At 72.7% G+C, this 17,356-nt stretch carries 11 protein-coding genes and 1 tRNA gene; 2 read left to right on the top strand and 10 right to left on the bottom strand.

What is annotated here, in order from left to right; translation table 11 throughout:
* Nucleotides 1-44: 44 nt before the first annotated feature.
* The 3 genes from ACIPXB_RS07005 to ACIPXB_RS06995 form a co-directional block, all read right to left on the bottom strand.
* Complete coding sequence (locus tag ACIPXB_RS07005) at nucleotides 45-902, bottom strand: DUF2637 domain-containing protein (RefSeq protein ID WP_401445493.1); 858 nt, start codon at nucleotides 900-902, stop codon at nucleotides 45-47.
* A 358-nt stretch (nucleotides 903-1,260) separates the two neighbouring features.
* Complete coding sequence (locus tag ACIPXB_RS07000; protein WP_401445491.1) at nucleotides 1,261-2,547, bottom strand: DUF3631 domain-containing protein; 1,287 nt, start codon at nucleotides 2,545-2,547, stop codon at nucleotides 1,261-1,263.
* A 230-nt stretch (nucleotides 2,548-2,777) separates the two neighbouring features.
* Nucleotides 2,778-2,972 (bottom strand): hypothetical protein, encoded by a 195-nt coding sequence (locus tag ACIPXB_RS06995; protein WP_360631750.1) that lies wholly within the window; start codon nucleotides 2,970-2,972, stop codon nucleotides 2,778-2,780.
* 129 nt (nucleotides 2,973-3,101) lie between these two features.
* Between ACIPXB_RS06995 and ACIPXB_RS06990 the strand changes: the two genes are divergently transcribed.
* Both ACIPXB_RS06990 and ACIPXB_RS06985 read left to right on the top strand, forming a co-directional pair.
* Entirely contained in the window at nucleotides 3,102-3,782 is a 681-nt protein-coding gene (locus ACIPXB_RS06990; protein ID WP_401445488.1) for a helix-turn-helix domain-containing protein, read from the top strand.
* Entirely contained in the window at nucleotides 3,779-5,389 is a 1,611-nt protein-coding gene (locus tag ACIPXB_RS06985; protein ID WP_401445485.1) for a tyrosine-type recombinase/integrase, read from the top strand. Before ACIPXB_RS06990 ends, ACIPXB_RS06985 begins: the two co-directional genes overlap by 4 nt.
* Nucleotides 5,390-5,511: 122 nt before the next feature.
* On the opposite strand, the gene ACIPXB_RS06980 is transcribed toward ACIPXB_RS06985, so the two are convergent.
* The 7 genes from ACIPXB_RS06980 to ACIPXB_RS06950 form a co-directional block, all read right to left on the bottom strand.
* Nucleotides 5,512-5,585 (bottom strand) — tRNA-Thr (locus ACIPXB_RS06980).
* A 140-nt stretch (nucleotides 5,586-5,725) separates the two neighbouring features.
* Nucleotides 5,726-7,291: an alpha/beta hydrolase gene (locus ACIPXB_RS06975; protein ID WP_401445483.1), complete on the bottom strand. Its 1,566-nt coding sequence runs from the start codon at nucleotides 7,289-7,291 to the stop codon at nucleotides 5,726-5,728.
* Nucleotides 7,292-7,426: 135 nt separating this feature from the next.
* On the bottom strand, nucleotides 7,427-8,638 hold the full coding sequence (locus tag ACIPXB_RS06970) for a DNA polymerase III subunit delta' (RefSeq protein ID WP_401445481.1): 1,212 nt from the start codon (nucleotides 8,636-8,638) through the stop codon (nucleotides 7,427-7,429).
* 97 nt (nucleotides 8,639-8,735) lie between these two features.
* Nucleotides 8,736-12,002, bottom strand: coding sequence for a dTMP kinase (gene tmk, locus ACIPXB_RS06965; RefSeq protein ID WP_401445478.1), 3,267 nt, complete (start codon nucleotides 12,000-12,002; stop codon nucleotides 8,736-8,738).
* 155 nt (nucleotides 12,003-12,157) lie between these two features.
* Nucleotides 12,158-15,031 (bottom strand): type I DNA topoisomerase, encoded by a 2,874-nt coding sequence (topA, locus tag ACIPXB_RS06960; RefSeq protein ID WP_401445476.1) that lies wholly within the window; start codon nucleotides 15,029-15,031, stop codon nucleotides 12,158-12,160.
* Nucleotides 15,032-15,341: 310 nt separating this feature from the next.
* Nucleotides 15,342-15,539 (bottom strand): hypothetical protein, encoded by a 198-nt coding sequence (locus tag ACIPXB_RS06955; RefSeq protein ID WP_401445474.1) that lies wholly within the window; start codon nucleotides 15,537-15,539, stop codon nucleotides 15,342-15,344.
* A gap of 234 nt (nucleotides 15,540-15,773) precedes the next feature.
* Entirely contained in the window at nucleotides 15,774-17,300 is a 1,527-nt protein-coding gene (locus tag ACIPXB_RS06950; protein WP_401445472.1) for a methyltransferase, read from the bottom strand.
* Between the last annotated feature and the right edge of the window lie 56 nt (nucleotides 17,301-17,356).

Below are 17,356 nucleotides of genomic sequence, written 5' to 3'. Positions count from 1 at the left end.
TCCCCCGTCCGGTCTTACCGGCGTTGACCTGCGGTGAATATCGGTCAGTGTCCGGGCGCGGCTCCGGTGAGAGCCTGCTGCCTGCGGAGATCCACGAGCGCCTTCTTCACCTTCCCCAGGCGCTCGTTGCTGATCGAGTGGCCCGCGCCCTCGATGGCCTCCCGCATCTGCTTCAGCGTCGGCTTCCCGTCCAGCTTCTCGACAATCGGGAGGAAGTCCTCCACGTCACCGGTTGTCGGTCGGCCAACCTTCCGGGAGGGGACGGCGGGCAGGGCGACCTTGCGGGGACCGTCTTCCGGGTGCGACTCAGCGGCGGGCTCAACGCCGTTGCCACCGAAATCCTCCGGCTCCTCGCCCGTGGGTGCAGGCTGACGTCCGAAGGCTTGCCCAGCGTCGTACGGCAGCTGGGCAGCGATCGTCTCAGGGGAATGACGGTCGTCCGGGGGACGTGGGGCTGCGGGTTCGGCGACGTGCTGGTGGATCTGCCGCATCAGGGCACCGAAGGCCATGAGGGCGGCGGCTGGGGGGATGGCGGCGATCACGTAGTCCAGGAGCGGGACCTGGGTGGTGCCGCGTGTGCCGTAGACGCCGGCCACGTTCAGGGCGATGGAACCGAGGGAGCCTGTGGCGGTCAGGGCGATTGCCCACCAGTCGGTCACCCGGCGCAGGCTGGCGCGGAGCATCAGGAGCTCGCCGGAGACAATGAACGCGTCGAGGGTGGCGGGCCAGGCCCACTGGCGTTCTGGGGCGTCGCCCAGGCCGTGGCGTCCGGCGACCTCGGCCAGGTGGGCGTACGAGAGCCAGAAGCCTGCGGCGGTCAGAGCGACGATCACGAATCCGGCGGCGGCCAGGACGTACCGCTCGGCCCGGGTGGTTTTGTGCGTGGGGGTGGGTGTGGTCAAGCGGGTGCACTCCAAGGGCTGAGGTGTGGCCACCGGACTGGGTGGCTGTGGAGGGTTGGGGACTCGTCCCACTCGTCCTGTCGCTGGTCAGGGCAGGTACGAGTGCTCGGCTGATGTCGAGTCGACTCGTTGCGCCCGTCCGATACCGCGTGCCGGGCGGTCGGTGAGACGAGTGGAGTACGAGTTGGTACGGGTGCCGACTCGCGCGTCTTGGGGGCCGCTTTGCGGGCGGTTGCACGCCTTCGACGGCAGGTTTCACCAGGTCAGCAGGCCGGTGATGTCGAGTCGACTCGTTGCGCCTCCCCCACCCGTCCCCGAGCTGACCTGCGCGGGGACGAGTGGGACGAGACGTGGAGGGTCAGGCGCCGGTGGTGGGCGGGGCCTCCGCGACGGGATTCTCCGGCGGGCAGTACCGGGTCCAGGCGTCGGTGAACTGCGCAGGGGTGAAACCCTTGGCCTGGTTGCCGTCGGGGAAGCGGCGGTTGCCCGAGCCGATGCCGTAGTCGTCGAGCAGGATCTGCAGGCCGCGCGGGGTGAGCCCCTTGGGGCTGTGCTCGGACCACGGCGCCTCTGGGTCGGCGTTGAGGAGGTCCAGGAGGTGGGTGGTCCGCAGCGCGGGCGGATTGCCCACACTCGCGAAGGCTTTCCGAATGTCGGTCAGGATGCGGACCTTCAGTCCGCCGTCCTGGTCCCGTCCGGACTCGTAGTCCGTCATGGTCTTGCACGCCGTACGGGCGATCACCGGCCAGCGTCCGCCCGCGAGGTCGGCGACGCTGATCAACGGCTCCCACGTGTCGGCGGCGCGGTCGTCGACCGGGAGCTTGGGCTCCAGCGCGATGGCCTCGTCGCGGACGCCGGCCAGCCAGGCCGCCAGCCACTCGCGCAGTGCCCTGACCGCCAGGTCGTCGCGGCCGTAGCGCCAGGAGGCGACCTTCTCGCCGCGGGCGCGGCGGCGCATGCGGATGACCACGGACCGGTCCATGATCGTGTCGGGCAGGTCACCGATGCCGGCCAGGGCGGCCATGGCGAAGGTGGAGAATTTCTGCACGTCGTGGTTCGGGCCCGAGACGCGCAGGGTGGGTCGGTTGCGCTGGTGACCCGCGTTGAGCAGGCCGCGCATCTCCTCGTTCTTCTCCGCGACCTTCGCCGACCCGAAGATCGTGTCGACCTCGTCCACCAGCAGCGTGGGCGGGTTGCCCTCGCTGATCGAGCGGAAGATCGCTGCCGCGGAGGCGTTGACCGTGATCAGCGGGTCGTGGACCGCCTCGATCAGCACCTCCAGCAGCCGCGACTTCCCGCACCGCCTCGCCGGTCCGACCACCGCCAGGCGCGGGGCGTGCTGCCACACCGTCTGGAGGTGGGTGGCCGCCGCCCATAGCGTGGCGGCGGTCAGGGCCTCCTCGCTGGGCATCACTACGTACCGGCGGATCGTGGCGCGCAGCTCGTCCAGGATCGCCTCCCCCTCCGACGCCGGGATCGACGGCACGGCCGGGGGCACGTCCGCCTCAGCGGGGCCTTCCACGGCCGAGTCGAGGTTCTCGTCCTGTGCGTCGTGCAGTTGGGCACCGGGCTGGCCGGGGATCGCGACCGGAGGCCAAATCGTCTTGGCGGGTGCGCCAGGGGGCGTGGATGTCGTAGGTTTCAAGGGGCAGCTCCTTCTCGTGTGGCCGCGTGCGTGCTGGCCACTCGGGTTGACCGTGTGATCGCGGGTGGGGATGTTGCCGGGGCCTCCGACGTTGGCGCGTCGGGGGCTCACTCGTTTTCCGTGAGCCCTTGGAGGAGCCGGGCGACGACGAACAGTACGTTCGACCCCTGGCACAGTCCAGCGTTTCTGTGTCAGCTCCGCGCAGAATGGTCTGCTAGATTTTCTCGCCCTCAAGCGGCCAGTCCCAGCAGGTTCACCAGGTCCGCGGTCACCACGCGGTACGCCTTGCCCAGCCGCAGGACCCTGCACGGGTACTCGCCCCGCTTGGCCAGCTCATAGCCCTTGCTCCGCCCCAGACCCAGCGCCCGGTTGCTGGTGTCCAGATCAATGGCCGCCGGCAGGGCCAGCACCTCCTCGCGGCTCATCCCCTTCGCCTGGCCTACGTTCCCGATATCGCGCACGCGGCGCTCCTCTCTTAACAGCCCATGGCGAACACATCCTCGCGTCCGTCTCCTGGCCTCGAATACCTAGTGTGAAAAAACTAATGTGTCTCCATGACACAAACTCGTTTCGATGATGGAGATGAGGACGACGTTCCCGAATGGGCCGACCGGGTCATGGCCGACGTGGCCCGTGAAGTCCGGCGGCGGAGGAAGGAGATGAAGTGGACCGCGCAGAAGCTGGCCGACCGGTGCGAGGAGATCGGGTATCCGATCCCCCGCAACGTCATCGCCAACATGGAGTCCGGGCGGCGGGTGGTGCTGCCGTTGGTCGAGGTGATGGTGCTGGCCAAGGCCCTGAACACGCATCCGATCCACCTGATCTACCCCGTCGGGTACGTGGAAGAGGTCCAGAAACTCCCGCTCACCTCCCTGGTGGATCCCGGAGAAGCCATGTGCTGGTTCGCCGACCTGGACCAGACATTCACCGCCGGCCCGAGCAACCACTCGATGCTTCACGACCACCTCGCCCACCGCGCGGCCCTGGCCGAAGCCTTGACCGCGCTCAAGGGTGAGGCCCGTCAGCGAGAGGTCGCCGCGAAGGCTGCCGATGACACCGAACGCGCTCAAGCCCTGCGTGCCCAGGCCGACTTCGCTGAACAGGCGGCACGCGCCAAGTACCAGCTCCGCAATGTGCGCAGGAAGATCTATACGAAGGGCGGGTTCTTGCCCGACCTTCCGACCACGCTCACCGACGTCGACCCTGACGAAGGCTACGAAAGGAAGACCGTTTGAAGGGCTCCACCTACCGTCGCTGCTCCTGCCGCGACCCCAAGACCGGTAAGGAACTCGGCACTTCCTGCCCCAAGCGCAACAGCAGGAACCACTGCACCTACTCCATACGCCAGGAGCTGCCACCCCGCGAGGACGGCAGCCGGCGTTCGTTCGCCCGTGGCGGGTACACCAACGTCAAGGCGGCACAGGCCGACCTCGACCATGTACGCGCTCTCCTCGGGCTCGCCAAGGCCGACGACCCCGAAGGCGTCCAGCTCGTCGCCGAGATGCTGGCGGAGGTCAGCGGCGAGAAGCTGCCCCTGCCCGACGTGGAGGAGACCCGGCGGCGTCTCAAGGCCGGCCAGGACCTCGTCGGGAGCCTGACCGTGGCCGAGTGGCTGGACCGGTGGCTGGCGGGCAAGCGTATCCGGAAGTCGGGCATCAGCCGGTACGAGACCGACATCCGCGTGCACCTGAAGCCTCACATCGGCCACCGGCGCCTCGACCGGCTGCGCGTGAGCCACCTGAGTGAGATGTTCACGGCCATCGCCGACGGCAACGCCGAGGTCCTGGAGCAGAACGCCCAGCGGCGGGCAGCCGTGCAGGAGTTGGCGACCATCCCGTGGAAGGGGGCCGAGAACCGTGCTCGCCGGAAGGCGCTGAAGGCGGCAATCGACGCGATGCCGGCCTTCCGACGGGTGACCGGCCCTGCCACGCGCCAGCATGTGAAGGCCACGCTCCGCGCGTCCCTGAACGACGCGATCGGGCAGCAGATCATCACGTTCAACCCGGCAGCCCACGTCGAGATCGACCCGGTGCGCAAGCCGAAGGCGCTGGTGTGGACAGACGAGCGGGTCGCCAAGTGGGAACAGACCGGCGAGAAGCCCTCCCCCGTGATGGTCTGGACGCCGGAACAGACCGGTGCCTTCCTCGACTTCGTCGCCGGTGACCGGCTGTACGCGATGTGGCACCTGATCGCGTTCCGCGGGCTGCGGCGTGGAGAGGCGTGCGGGCAGCCGTGGTCGGAGACCAACCTCGACCGGCACTCCCTCACCGTGACGGCGCAGCTGGTGCAGGACGGCTGGGAGGTCGAGGAGTCCGAGCCGAAGACGGACAGCGGGTTCCGCGTCGTGGCACTCGACGACGACACCGTCGGCGTCCTGGAGCGGCACCGCAAGCAGCAGGAGGCCGACCGCTTGGAGTGGGGGTCGGCCTGGGTGAACACCGGGCTCGTCTTCACCCAGGAGGACGGCTCCTGGCTCCACCCAGGCAAGGTGACGGACCTCTTCGAGCGGCTCGTCGCGGCCTCCGGCCTGCCGCCGATCCGGCTGCACGACCTCCGGCACGGCGCTGCCACGCTCATGCTGGCGGCCGACATCGACATCAAGATCGTGTCGGACACGCTCGGGCACAGCGACACCCGGATCACGCGCGACATCTACCAGAGCGTGCTCCCCCACGTCGGCAAGAGCGCCGCCGAGGCCACCGCCAAGCTGATCCCCCTCCAGCGCAAGGCGGAGCAGGAAGAACAGGTCCGCAAGGCCGCCAAGGAGGCCAAGCGGGCCGCGAAGGCGAAGGCCAAGGGGAAGAAGAAGGGCAAGGCCAAGAAGGCCGCCAAGAAGGGCTGACGGCCCCTCCGCTCACGCATCGCTCACGCACGCAAACCTGCGGCACCCCCGCCGCATGCCCTGCCATGCCCCGAGCAACAGAAAAGGCCAGGTCAGATGATGTCTGACCTGGCCTTTCTCTGAGCCGCCTTCGGGATTCGAACCCGAGACCTACGCATTACGAGTGCGTTGCTCTGGCCAACTGAGCTAAGGCGGCGTGCCACTGCAGAGGGATCTTCCGGGGAAGGCTCTCATCAGCAGCGGCGCTAAGTCTACAGGGTTAATCCGGGTGCCTCGGACCAGGCTGCGCGGGGGTGGGTGCGGCGCCGCGCAGCGGGGGCCGCCGCCTTGTGCCCGTCAGCACTTCTTGCCGTCCTTCGGGGGTGTGCCGTCCAGCAGGTAGCGGTTGATCGCCGTGTCGATGCAGTCGCTGCCACGGCCGTACGCCGTGTGGCCGTCGCCGTCGTACGTCAGCAGGACCCCGGAGTCGAGTTGGCCGGCCAGGGCCTGGGCCCACTTGTACGGGGTCGCCGGGTCGCGGGTGGTGCCCACGACCACGATCGGCGCGGCCCCCTTCGCGGTCAGCTCCTTCGCCGAGCCGGTGGCCTTGACGGGCCAGTACGCGCAGTTCAGGGAGGCCCAGGCGAGGCCCGCGCCGAAGACCGGGGAGGCCTTCTCGAAGGAGGGCAGGGCCGCCTCGACGGCCTCCGGGCCGGAGAAGGCCGGGGGCTGGTCGAGACAGTTCACGGCCGCGTTCGCGTACATCAGATTGGCGTACTTGCCGTCCGCCTCACGCTCGTAGTAGCTGTCCGCCAGCCCCAGCAGCCCGGCCCCGTCGCCGTCCATCGCCTGCCGGATCGCCTCGCGCAGCTGCGGCCAGGCGCTCTCGTCGTACAGCGCCGCGATCGCCCCGGTGGTGGCCAGCGACTCGCCCAGCGGGCGGGCCGGATCGCCGCTGGGGACGGGCTGGGCGTCGAGCTTGCGGAAGAAGTCCTTCAGACGGGCGGCCTGCTGCTCCGGGGTGCCCCGGCCCAGCGGGCAGTCGGGCTGCTTGGCGCAGTCCTTGGCGAATGACCGGAACGCCGTCTCGAAGCCCTCCGTCTGGTCCCGGTTCAGCTCCAGCGCGGGGCGGGAGGGGTCCATCGCACCGTCCAGCACCAGCCGGCCGACCCGGCCGGGGAACAGGTTCGCGTACGTCGCTCCGAGGAGCGTGCCGTACGAGGCGCCGACGTACGTCAGTTTCTCGTCGCCGAGCACCGACCGCAGCAGGTCCAGGTCACGGGCCGCGTCCGCCGTGGAGACGTGCGGCAGGACCCGCCGCGAGCGCTCCTCGCAGGCCGCCGCGAACTTCTTGAACGCCGCCACCAGCTCGGACTTCTCCCCCGCGTCGTCCGGGGTCTGGTCCACCTGCGTGTACGCGTCCATGGCCGGCCCTGTCAGGCACTCGACGGGGGTGCTGCGGGCCACGCCGCGCGGGTCGATGGACACCATGTCGTACCGGGCGCGGACGGGGGCCGGGTAGCCGATGCCCGCGTACGCCTGCAGATAGCCGACCCCGGAACCGCCGGGTCCGCCGGGGTTGACCACGAGCGAGCCGAGCCGCTTGCCGGGGCCGGTCGCCGCCCGGCGCGCGACGGCGAGGTCGATGTCCTGGCCGGCGCCGGGCTTGGCGTAGTCCAGCGGCGCCTTCATCGTGGCGCACTGGAAGCCGGGAACACCGCAGTCGCGCCACGCCAGCTTCTGCACGTAGTACGGGCGCAGCGCCTCCGGGACGGCGGGCGGTGCGACGCCGGCCGCGCCGTCACGGCCGGCGGGGGACGCGGCGGCCTTGGAACCCGACGTGCCCTGTGCGCACCCGGACAACAGCAGCCCGGCGGCGGCGATCACGGTTCCGGTCGTACGCAGCAGGCGGCTGGTGTCCATCCTCGCAGCCTATGCCTTCCTGCGCGGGACGCGAGTCGATCGCCCGCCACCGGAGCCGGGTGGCGCCGCCCCCGTACCGGCGGGGGCCGGTCCCCCCTCGTACGAGTGACCCGTCAACCCTGGTGCGGTGTCCACTCAGCCGCGGCGCAGGGCCATGGTCATCGCCTCGACCGCGAGGAGCGGGGCCACGTTGCGGTCGAGGGCCTCGCGGCAGGCGATGATCGCCTCGATGCGCCGCAGGGTGCGCTCGGGACCGCCGGCGCGGGCGACCCGGTCGAGGTCGGGGCGTATCTCCTCGTTGGCGATGGCCACCGCCGAGCCGAGCTGGAGGGCCAGCACGTCCCGGTAGAAGCCGGTCAGGTCGGTCAGGGCGAGGTCGAGGCTGTCGCGCTGGGTGCGGGTGCGGCGGCGCTTCTGCCTGTCCTCCAGCTCCTTCATCACGCCCGCCGTGCCGCGCGGCATCCGGCCGCCCGTGCCGGCGGAGGCGCCGAGCGCGGCGCGCAGCTCCTCGGTCTCCTTGGTGTCGATCTCCTCGGCGACCTGCTTGGCGTCCTCGGCAGCGGCGTCGACCAGCTCCTGCGCGGCCTTCAGGCACGCGCCCACATCGTCCACGCGCAGCGGCAGCTTCAGCACGGCGGCCCGGCGGGAACGGGCCGCCTCGTCCGTCGCCAGCCGGCGGGCCCGGCCGATGTGCCCCTGGGTGGCGCGGGCGGCGGCCGCGGCGAGGGCCGGCTCGATGCCGTCCCGCCGGACCAGGACGTCGGCGACGGCACTCACCGGCGGTGTGCGCAGCGTCAGGTGGCGGCAGCGGGAGCGGATCGTGGGCAGCACGTCCTCCAGGGACGGTGCGCACAGCAGCCACACCGTGCGGGGGGCGGGCTCCTCCACGGCCTTCAGCAGCACGTTGCCCGCGCCCTCGGTGAGCCGGTCGGCGTCCTCCAGGACGATGACCTGCCAGCGCCCGACGGCCGGGGACAGCTGGGCGCGGCGGACCAGGTCGCGGGTCTCCTTCACACCGATCGAGAGCAGGTCCGTACGCACGACCTCCACATCCGCGTGGGTGCCGACCAGCGTGGTGTGGCAGCCGTCGCAGAACCCGCAGCCCGGGTCGGCGCCGAGCTTGCGGTCCGGGCTGGTGCACTGCAGGGCGGCGGCGAAGGCCCGGGCGGCGGTGGCCCGCCCGGAGCCGGGCGGGCCGGTGAACAGCCAGGCGTGCGTCATCTTGGACGCGGCGGGTGCCTGCTCCCCGTGCTCCGCGGCCGTGACCAGGGCGTCCGCGTCACGGGCGGCGGCCGCCAGCTGCGTCTGCACACGCTCCTGGCCCACCAGGTCGTCCCAAACGGGCATGGCACCCACCGCCTTTCTTCTCCGTGCGCTCCCCATTGTGGCCCGGACCACCGACAGCCCGGACCGCCTGTGGACAACCGTCCCGGGGCGTCGCGGATCAGCGGCGACGGCGCCCGCGGCCGCCCTCGTCGTCGTCCTCGTCGCGGTGCGGTCCGAGGAGCTCGTCCGCGAGCGTCGGCAGGTCGTCCAGCGGGGTCTCCTCCGCCCAGTCCGAGCGGCGGCGCGGCCGGCCCTGGTCGTCCAGGACGGGCAGCTCGCGCGTGGCGTCGTTCCCCGCCCCGGCGCCGGAGCCGGGGGCGTCACGGAAGATGCCCGGCGGCACCCGGTCGACGGGGTCCTGCCCCGGCCGTACGGGCGGCAGCACGGCCGTCTCGTCCGCCGGGCCGGCCGCCGGGGCGGCAGGCGGGGCGGCAGGCGCCGCGGGTACGGGCGGCAGGACCGCCGTCTCCTCCACCGCCGTGGGCTCCGCGGGCGCGGCGGGCGCCTTCGGCACCGGGATCGGCTGGGTGACGTCGTCCGGCATGACGACCCGCTTGCCCACGGGCGTCTCGACCGTGAGCGCGTCGTCGGGGTTCGGGTGCGGCTCCTTGGTCAGGTCGGCCTTGGGCCCGGCCCAGCTCGGCGTCGGGTGCGCGGCGGCGGTCCGCCCCCGGTCCGGCTCCGGAGCCTTGGTCAGATCGGCCTTCGCCCCGCCCGTCGCGGGAGCAGCGGGAGCAGCGGGAGCCGGCGTAACCGGTGCCGCCGGGGCGGCCTGCGCGGCCGCCGCAGCGGCGGCCGCGGCAGCCGCCGCCTCCGCCAGCCGGCGCGCCTCCTCCGCCTTGACCAGCGCCTCCTCGGCCCGCCGCTGCTTCTCGCGGCGCCGCTCCTCGGCCTCCGCCCGCAGCCGCGCCTCTTCCTCCGCCTGCCGGCGCAGCCGCTCGGCCTCCGCCGCCCGCGCCTTCTCCTCGGCCTCCTTGCGCAGCCGCTCGGCCTCGGCCCGGGCGCGGGCCTCCTCCTCGGCGCGCAGCCGCTCCTCCTCCGCCCTGCGGGCGGCCTCCGCCTCGGCCCGGACCCGCGCCTCCTCGGCCTCGCGGGCCTTGCGCGCCTCTTCCTCGGCGCGCAGGCGCTCCTCCTCGGCCTTGCGCGCGGCCTCTTCCTCCGCCTTGCGCCGGGCCTCCTCCTCGGCACGCCGCCGGGCCTCCGCCGCCGCGGCCACCTCGGCCTCGGACAGCGGCAGCATCCGGTCCAGCCGGTGCCGTACGACCGTGGTGACGGACTCCGGGTCCTGCCCGGCGTCCACCACCAGGTAGCGGCCCGGGTCGGCGGCCGCGAGCGTCAGGAAGCCGGCCCGCACCCGCTGGTGGAACTCCGCCGGCTCCGACTCCAGCCGGTCCGGCGCCTCGGTGAAGCGCTCCCGCGCCGCCTCCGGCGAGACGTCCAGCAGCACGGTCAGGTTCGGGACCAGCCCGCTGGTCGCCCACCGCGAGATCCGGGCGATCTCCGTCGGCGACAGATCACGGCCGGCGCCCTGGTAGGCCACGGACGAGTCGATGTAGCGGTCGGTGATCACGACCGCGCCGCGCTCCAGCGCCGGCCGGACCACGGTGTCCACGTGCTCCGCCCGGTCGGCGGCGTACAGCAGGGCCTCGGCGCGGTTCGACAGCCCGGCCGACGACACGTCCAGCAGGATCGAGCGCAGCCGCTTGCCCACCGGCGTCGCGCCGGGCTCGCGCGTCACGACGACCTCGTGGCCCTTGCTCCGTATCCACTCCGCGAGGGCCCGGACCTGCGTGGACTTGCCGGCGCCGTCACCGCCCTCCAGGGCGATGAAGAAGCCGGTCGCGGACGGCGCCTGCACCGGCTCGCCGCCGCGCAGCGCCTCGCGCAGGTCGCGCCGCAGCGGTACGCCGCCACGGTCGTCCCCGCGCGTGAGCACGATGACGGCGGCCGGCAGCAGCAGCGCGCCGACCAGCATGAGGGTGAACGCCGCGCCGCCGTGGGAGACGACGACCCCGCCGCCGCCGAACCGGTGCGGGCCGATCGCGGCCGCCACCACCGGGGCGCCGAGCGCGCCGAGCGCGACCGCGACCCGTACGACCGCGTGCAGGTGCTCGGTGACCCGGGCCCGGCGGAACTCCTCGGTCTCCTGGTCCAGCAGCGTGTGCCCGGTGTTCGCCGAGACCCCGGCCGCGGTGCCGGCCAGCAGCGACAGGAACAGCACGGTGGCCGTGTCCGGCACCAGGCCGGCCAGCAGCAGCGCGAGGCCGGTCACCGCGATGGCGAGGGCCAGCAGGCGGCGCCGCGACAGGGCGGGCAGCACCTTGCCGGCCTGGGTGGCGCGGATGCCGAGGCCGGTACCGCCGGCGAGGGCGAGGACCAGCAGCGCGAAGGTCGCGGGGCCGCCACCGAGGTCGTACGCGTGCAGCACGGCGACGCCGACCGCGGAGGCGATGGCTCCGGCGACGGCGGCGCAGGCGAGCACGAGCAGCGGGACGGCGCCGGTACGGCCCTTGTCCGGGCCCCCCTCGGGGGTCCTGGGCGCGCGCAGCCCCTCCAGCGGGGAGCGCAGGCGCGGGGTCTTGTCGCCGGGCAGGACGAGCGGCACCAGCAGCGAGACGGAGGCGGCGAAGAGGCCGGCGGCCACGTACGAACCGAGGGCCGCCTGGTTCTGGGCGAACCAGTCGACGCCGAGGCCGAGGGCCTTGCCGACGAGAGTGGCGGCCAGCAGCACGGCGGCGGCCGCGGGCAGCGCGGCGAAGCCGGTCCGCAGGTTCAGGCGGCGCAGGGCGTCGAGGTGGTCGGGCAGCGGCCGTACGGTCGCACCCTCCGGCGGCGGGGCCGGCAGCAGCGCCGGGGCGGCGGAGTCCTTGGCCAGGGTCCACAGCCGCTCGGCGACGCCGGACAGGAAGACGGTGCCGAGCAGCGCCGCGAGCGCGTGCGCGGGGATCCAGTCGAGCCACAGGGGCGCGACGACGAACAGGGCCAGCCGGACCCCGTCGGCGCCGACCATCGTCCAGCGGCGGTCGAGCTTGCCGCCGGCCTCCTTGGGCGCGAGGAGCTTGGCCAGCGGGCCGAGGAGCACCGCGCCGGTCAGGAGGGTGGCGAGGATGCGTACGCCGAACACGGCGGCGACGGCGAGCGCGGCGCCGCGGTAGCCGCCGCCGAACGCCTGCTCGGCGACGGCGGCCTGCAGGGCGAGCAGGACCAGCACCAGCAGGGCGAGGGCGTCTCCGATGCCGCTCAGCAGCTGCGCGCTCCAGAGGCGGCGCAGCCGTGGGGTGCGCAGGAGTGCGCGCACCGCGCGCTCGCGGGAATCCGCGGCGAGGGCTTCGTCGTAGGTGGGGTTCGCGGTGGTCACGACCGTTGGCTGCTCGGCTCGCGTCATCCGCCCAGCCTATCCGCTGCGCCCACCGCACCGAACGCCCCGGACCTCACCAGCCCCTCCTCCCCAGCGCCCGAACGCCGGCGAGGGCGGATGCGCTGCACGCATCCGGCCTCGCCGGCGTCGGTGGGGAAGGGCTCCGCGCAGCGGACCGCGGACTACTCGTCCGCCGGGCCCGCCGCCGTCGCCTTCGTCGTGGCCGTCTTCTTGGCGGCCGTCTTCTTCACCGTGGCCGTCGTCTTCTTCGCGGCCGTCGTCTTCGCGGCGGCCGTCTTCGCGGCCGTCTTCTTCGCAGCGGCCGTCGTCTTCTTCGCCGCCGTCTTCTTCGCGGCAGCGGTCGTCTTCTTCGCCGGCGCCTTCTTCGCCGTCTTCTTCGCCGGCCCCTTCGCCCGCTTCTCCGCCAGCAGTTCGTAGCCCCGCTCCGGCGTGATCGTCTCGACGTCGTCGTCGCGCCGCAGCGTCGCGTTCGTCTCGCCGTCCGTCACGTACGGCCCGAAGCGGCCGTCCTTGACGACCACCGGGCGCTCGCTGACCGGGTCGGTGCCCAGTTCCTTCAGCGGCGGCTTGGCGGCCGCCCGGCCCCGCTGCTTCGGCTGGGCGTAGATCGCCAGCGCCTCGTCCAGGGTGATCGAGAAGAGCTGGTCCTCGGTCTCCAGCGACCGCGAGTCCGTGCCCTTCTTCAGGTACGGGCCGTAGCGACCGTTCTGGGCCGTGATCTCCACGCCCTCCGCGTCGGCGCCCACGACCCGGGGCAGGGACATCAGGCGCAGCGCGTCGTCCAGCGTGACCGTGTCCAGCGACATCGACTTGAACAGCGACGCCGTCCGCGGCTTCACCGCGTTCTTGCCCGTCTTCGGGGTGCCCTCGGGCAGGATCTCGGTGACGTACGGCCCGTAGCGGCCGTCCTTCGCCACGATCTCGTTGCCGCTGACCGGGTCCTTGCCCAGCTCGAACTCGCCGCTCGGCTTCGCGAACAGCTCCTCCGCGAAGCCGATCGTCAGCTCGTCCGGGGCCAGGTCGTCCGGGACGTCGGCCCGCTGGTGGCCCTCCGCGTCCTTCTCGCCGCGCTCGATGTACGGCCCGTAGCGGCCGACGCGCAGCACGATGCCCTCGCCGACCGGGAAGGAGGAGATCTCCCGGGCGTCGATCGCGCCCAGGTCGGTCACCAGCTCCTTCAGGCCGCCCAGCGCGTCGGCGTCGCCCGCCGCCGGGGCCTCGCCCGCCGCCGGACCTTCGGCGCCCTCGCCGAAGTAGAAGCGCTTGAGCCACGGCACGGACTGGGCCTCGCCCCGCGCGATGCGGTCGAGGTCGTCCTCCATCTTGGCCGTGAAGTCGTAGTCGACGAGCCGGCCGAAGTGCTTCTCCAGCAGGTTGACCACGGCGAACGACAGGAAGGACGGCACGAGCGCCGTGCCCTTCTTGAACACGTACCCGCGGTCCAGGATCGTCCCGATGATCGACGCGTACGTCGACGGGCGGCCGATCTCGCGCTCCTCGAGCTCCTTGACGAGCGAGGCCTCGGTGTAGCGGGCCGGCGGCTTGGTCGCGTGACCGTCCGCCGTGATCTCCTCGGCGGTCAGCGCGTCGCCCTCGACGACCTGCGGCAGCCGCCGCTCGCGGTCGTCGAGCTCGGCGTTCGGGTCGTCGGCGCCTTCGACGTACGCCTTCATGAAGCCGTGGAAGGTGATCGTCTTGCCGGAGGCCGTGAACTCGGCGTCCCGGCCGTCCGAGGCACGGCCACCGATCTTGACGGTGACCGAGTTGCCGGTCGCGTCCTTCATCTGGGAGGCGACGGTCCGCTTCCAGATCAGCTCGTAGAGACGGAACTGGTCGCCGGTCAGACCCGTCTCGGCGGGCGTGCGGAAACGATCACCCGAAGGCCGGATCGCCTCGTGCGCCTCCTGCGCGTTCTTGACCTTGCCCGCGTAGACGCGCGGCTGCGGCGGCAGGTAGTCGGCGCCGTACAGCTGGGTGACCTGCGCGCGAGCCGCCGCGACGGCGGTGTCGGACAGGATCGTGGAGTCCGTACGCATGTAGGTGATGAAGCCGTTCTCGTACAGCTTCTGGGCCACCTGCATGGTCGCCTTCGCGCCGAAGCCGAGCTTGCGCGAGGCCTCCTGCTGGAGCGTGGTCGTACGGAACGGCGCGTACGGAGAGCGGCGGTACGGCTTGGACTCCACCGAGCGGACCGCGAACGAGGTGTCGGCGAGCGCGGCCGCCAGGGCCCGGGCGTTCGCCTCGTCCAGGTGCAGCACATCGCTCTTGAGCTGCCCGTTCGAGCCGAAGTCGCGGCCCTGAGCCACCCGGCGGCCGTCGACGGTGTTCAGGCGGGCGACCAGCGTCGAGGGGTCGGACGCGTCACCGGCGCGGCCGGTGGAGAACGTACCCGTCAGGTCCCAGTACTCGGCGGAACGGAAGGCGATGCGCTCGCGCTCCCGCTCGACGACGAGGCGGGTGGCCACCGACTGCACGCGGCCGGCCGACAGGCGCGGCATGACCTTCTTCCACAGGACCGGCGAGACCTCGTAGCCGTAGAGGCGGTCGAGGATGCGGCGGGTCTCCTGGGCGTCGACCATGCGCTGGTTCAGCTCGCGCGGGTTGGCGACGGCGTCGCGGATCGCGTCCTTGGTGATCTCGTGGAAGACCATCCGGTGGACGGGGACCTTGGGCTTCAGGACTTCCTGGAGGTGCCACGCGATGGCTTCGCCCTCGCGGTCCTCATCGGTGGCGAGGAAGAGTTCGTCGGACTCGGCCAGCAGCTCCTTGAGCTTCCTGACCTGGGCCTTCTTGTCGGCGTTGACGACATAGATCGGCTGGAAGTCGTGCTCGACGTCCACGCCGAGGCGGCGGACCTCACCCGTGTACTTCTCGGGCACCTCGGCGGCGCCGTTCGGGAGGTCGCGAATGTGCCCGACGCTCGCCTCGACGACGTATCCCGGGCCGAGATAGCCCTTGATCGTCTTCGCCTTGGCAGGGGACTCGACGATGACGAGTCGGCGGCCGCCCTTTGCGGTCTCGCTAGTCGGGGACAACTTGGCTCTTCTCTCCGGTCGGCACTCGGTCGCAGTACGGCGACGCTGCGGAGTGTGACGGTACAACCCGCCCCCGTGTCAAACGGCACAAGCCCGCAACGGCCACTCGAACGGTAACCCGACTAGTGCCCTTCCTGCCGCCCGGATACCGCGCCCGACCCTTGTCGATCACCATGGCGAGTGGCCCGGGGGCCGTCTGGCCCCGCCCTCCGGCCCGGCCGGAGCAACGTCTTCCGCGGGATGCGACACGCCGGGACCGGACCGGAACGACAGGCTCGGCGGGCCGGGCGGGGCGGTCGGCGACTTTCGGTCAGAGCCGCCCGAGGCACCAGACGCCGGCCGCGAGCGAGACCCCGCCGGCCAGCAGGGCGAGTGGTACGGCCAGGGCGGGGCGCACGCCCTCGGCGACCGGCGCGCGGTGCAGGACACGCGTGCCGGTCCAGGTCAGCACGGCGGCACCGAACAGCAGGAACACCACCGCGGCGAAGATCGCCGGTACCGTCTCCATGCCGTTCCCCTTACCTCGTGCGGGCTCGCCCCGGGTCCTGCCGGGTTCCGCCCCGGGTCCTGCCGGGTTCCGCCCCGGGTCCTGCCGGGGTCCGCCCACGGCCACACCTCGCGCGGCGCTGGCGGCCCCGGGCGCGACCCTGCCAGCCCGGGGAGTACGGCAGACGAACCCACGGTGAAGTCCGGCCACCTCCGGCGACGTCCGCACGCCCGCACGCCCGGACGCCCGGTGACGTCAGCGCCGCGCCGCGCCCTCGGGCTCCAGGAAGCCCTGCTCCACCAGCAGCCGGATCGCCTCCGGCGTGCGGTCGCGCAGAACGACCGGATCCTCCTGCACCAGCTGGGCGATCGCGTCGAGGATCCGGCCCGCGCTGAGTGAGCCGTCGCACACACCTGCGAAGCCCGCCCCGACCGTGTCCACCTTGGTGGCGCGGCGCATCCCGCGGTGCTGGCGCAGCACCACGTGCTCGGGGTCCTCCGCGCCGGGCGCGCCGACCTGCTCCTGGACGACCTCGTCGGCCAGCCGGAAATAGCCCTCCAGCAGGGAGGCGTCGTCGTGGTCGCGCAGGAAGTCCTGCCGGGCGAAGTGGGCCCGGACGGTCTCGCCGAGCGGCTGCTCCACCGGGTGCGGCCACTCCTCGACCACGATCGACGGAACCTCCGCGTCCGTACGGCGCAGGGTGATCCAGCCGAAGCCGACCGCCTTGGTCCCGCGGGCCTCGAACTCCTCCAGCCAGGCCTCGTAGCGCTCCGCGTACTCCTCGGGACCGCCGCGATGGTCCCCCGCGTCGCGCAGCCACAGCTCCGCGTACTGCGTGATGTCCTGCTCCTCGCGCTGCACGATCCACGCGTCGCAGCCGCGCGGCACCCACGAACGCAGCCGGTCGCGCCAGTCCTCGCCCGCCACGTGCTCCCAGTTGGCCAGGAACTGCGCGTACCCGCCGGGGTTGAGGTGCGCGCCGGCCTGCTGCACGAGGGTGCGGCACAGGTCGTCGCCCGCCATCCCGCCGTCGCGGTAGGTCAGCCGCGCGCCGGGGGAGATCACGAAGGGCGGATTGGAAACGACCAGGTCGTACGTCCGGCCACCCACCGGCTCGTAGAGGGAGCCCTCCAGCAGCTCGGCCGCCGGGGCACCGGAGAGAGCCAGCGTCAGACGGGTGAATTCCAGCGCCCTCGGGTTGACGTCGGTGGCGGTCACCCGGGTGGCGTGCTGGGCGGCGTGCAGCGCCTGGATGCCGGATCCGGTGCCCAGGTCGAGGGCCGAGCCGACCGGGGTGCGGACGGTGATCCCGGCGAGGGTGGTGGACGCGCCGCCGACTCCGAGGACCACCCCCTCCTCGTGGCTGCCGATGCCGCCGGCACCGCCGACCGCGCAGCCGAGGTCCGAGACGATGAACCAGTCCTCGCCCTCCGGGCCGCCGTACGGCCGGACGTCGACGGTGGCGTGCACCGTGTCCTCGCCGTCGGCGGCCTCCTCCCGGCGCAGCCAGCCGTCGGCCAGGGCCGCCTCGACGGGCAGGGCGGCCGCCGCACGCCCGTACGGGACGGGACGCTGGAGCAGGAACAGCCGTACGAGAGCGGCCAGCGGGCCGTCGCCACGGGTGGCGCGCAGGGCGGGGACGGTCTCGCTGCGGGCGAGCGCGGCGTACGCGGGGGCGCCGAGCAGGTCGAGCAGGCCGTCGGCGGTGAAGCCGGTGGCCAGCAGGGCCGCGCGCAGTTCGGCGGCGTGGTCGGGCGAGGGAAGGCGGGTGGTGGTACTCACGCGTCCATTGTGTCCGCAGGCACCGCCGATCGGTGCGACACGGCCGGGGCCCTGTG

It is taken from the genome of Streptomyces sp. NPDC090022, assembly GCF_044748145.1.
GTDB lineage: Bacteria > Actinomycetota > Actinomycetes > Streptomycetales > Streptomycetaceae > Streptomyces.
This window is presented reverse-complemented; position numbering and strand designations above follow the sequence as displayed.

Bases quoted from the DNA above. Each gene is read 5' to 3' on its own strand.
- ACIPXB_RS06995 (WP_360631750.1), bottom strand. From the start codon at position 2,972: ATGAGCCGCGAGGAGGTGCTGGCCCTGCCGGCGGCCATTGATCTGGAC.
- ACIPXB_RS06990 (WP_401445488.1), top strand. From the start codon at position 3,102: ATGACACAAACTCGTTTCGATGATGGAGATGAGGACGACGTTCCCGAA.
- ACIPXB_RS06975 (WP_401445483.1), bottom strand. From the start codon at position 7,291: ATGGACACCAGCCGCCTGCTGCGTACGACCGGAACCGTGATCGCCGCC.
- ACIPXB_RS06970 (WP_401445481.1), bottom strand. From the start codon at position 8,638: ATGCCCGTTTGGGACGACCTGGTGGGCCAGGAGCGTGTGCAGACGCAG.
- tmk (WP_401445478.1), bottom strand. From the start codon at position 12,002: ATGACGCGAGCCGAGCAGCCAACGGTCGTGACCACCGCGAACCCCACC.
- ACIPXB_RS06955 (WP_401445474.1), bottom strand. From the start codon at position 15,539: ATGGAGACGGTACCGGCGATCTTCGCCGCGGTGGTGTTCCTGCTGTTC.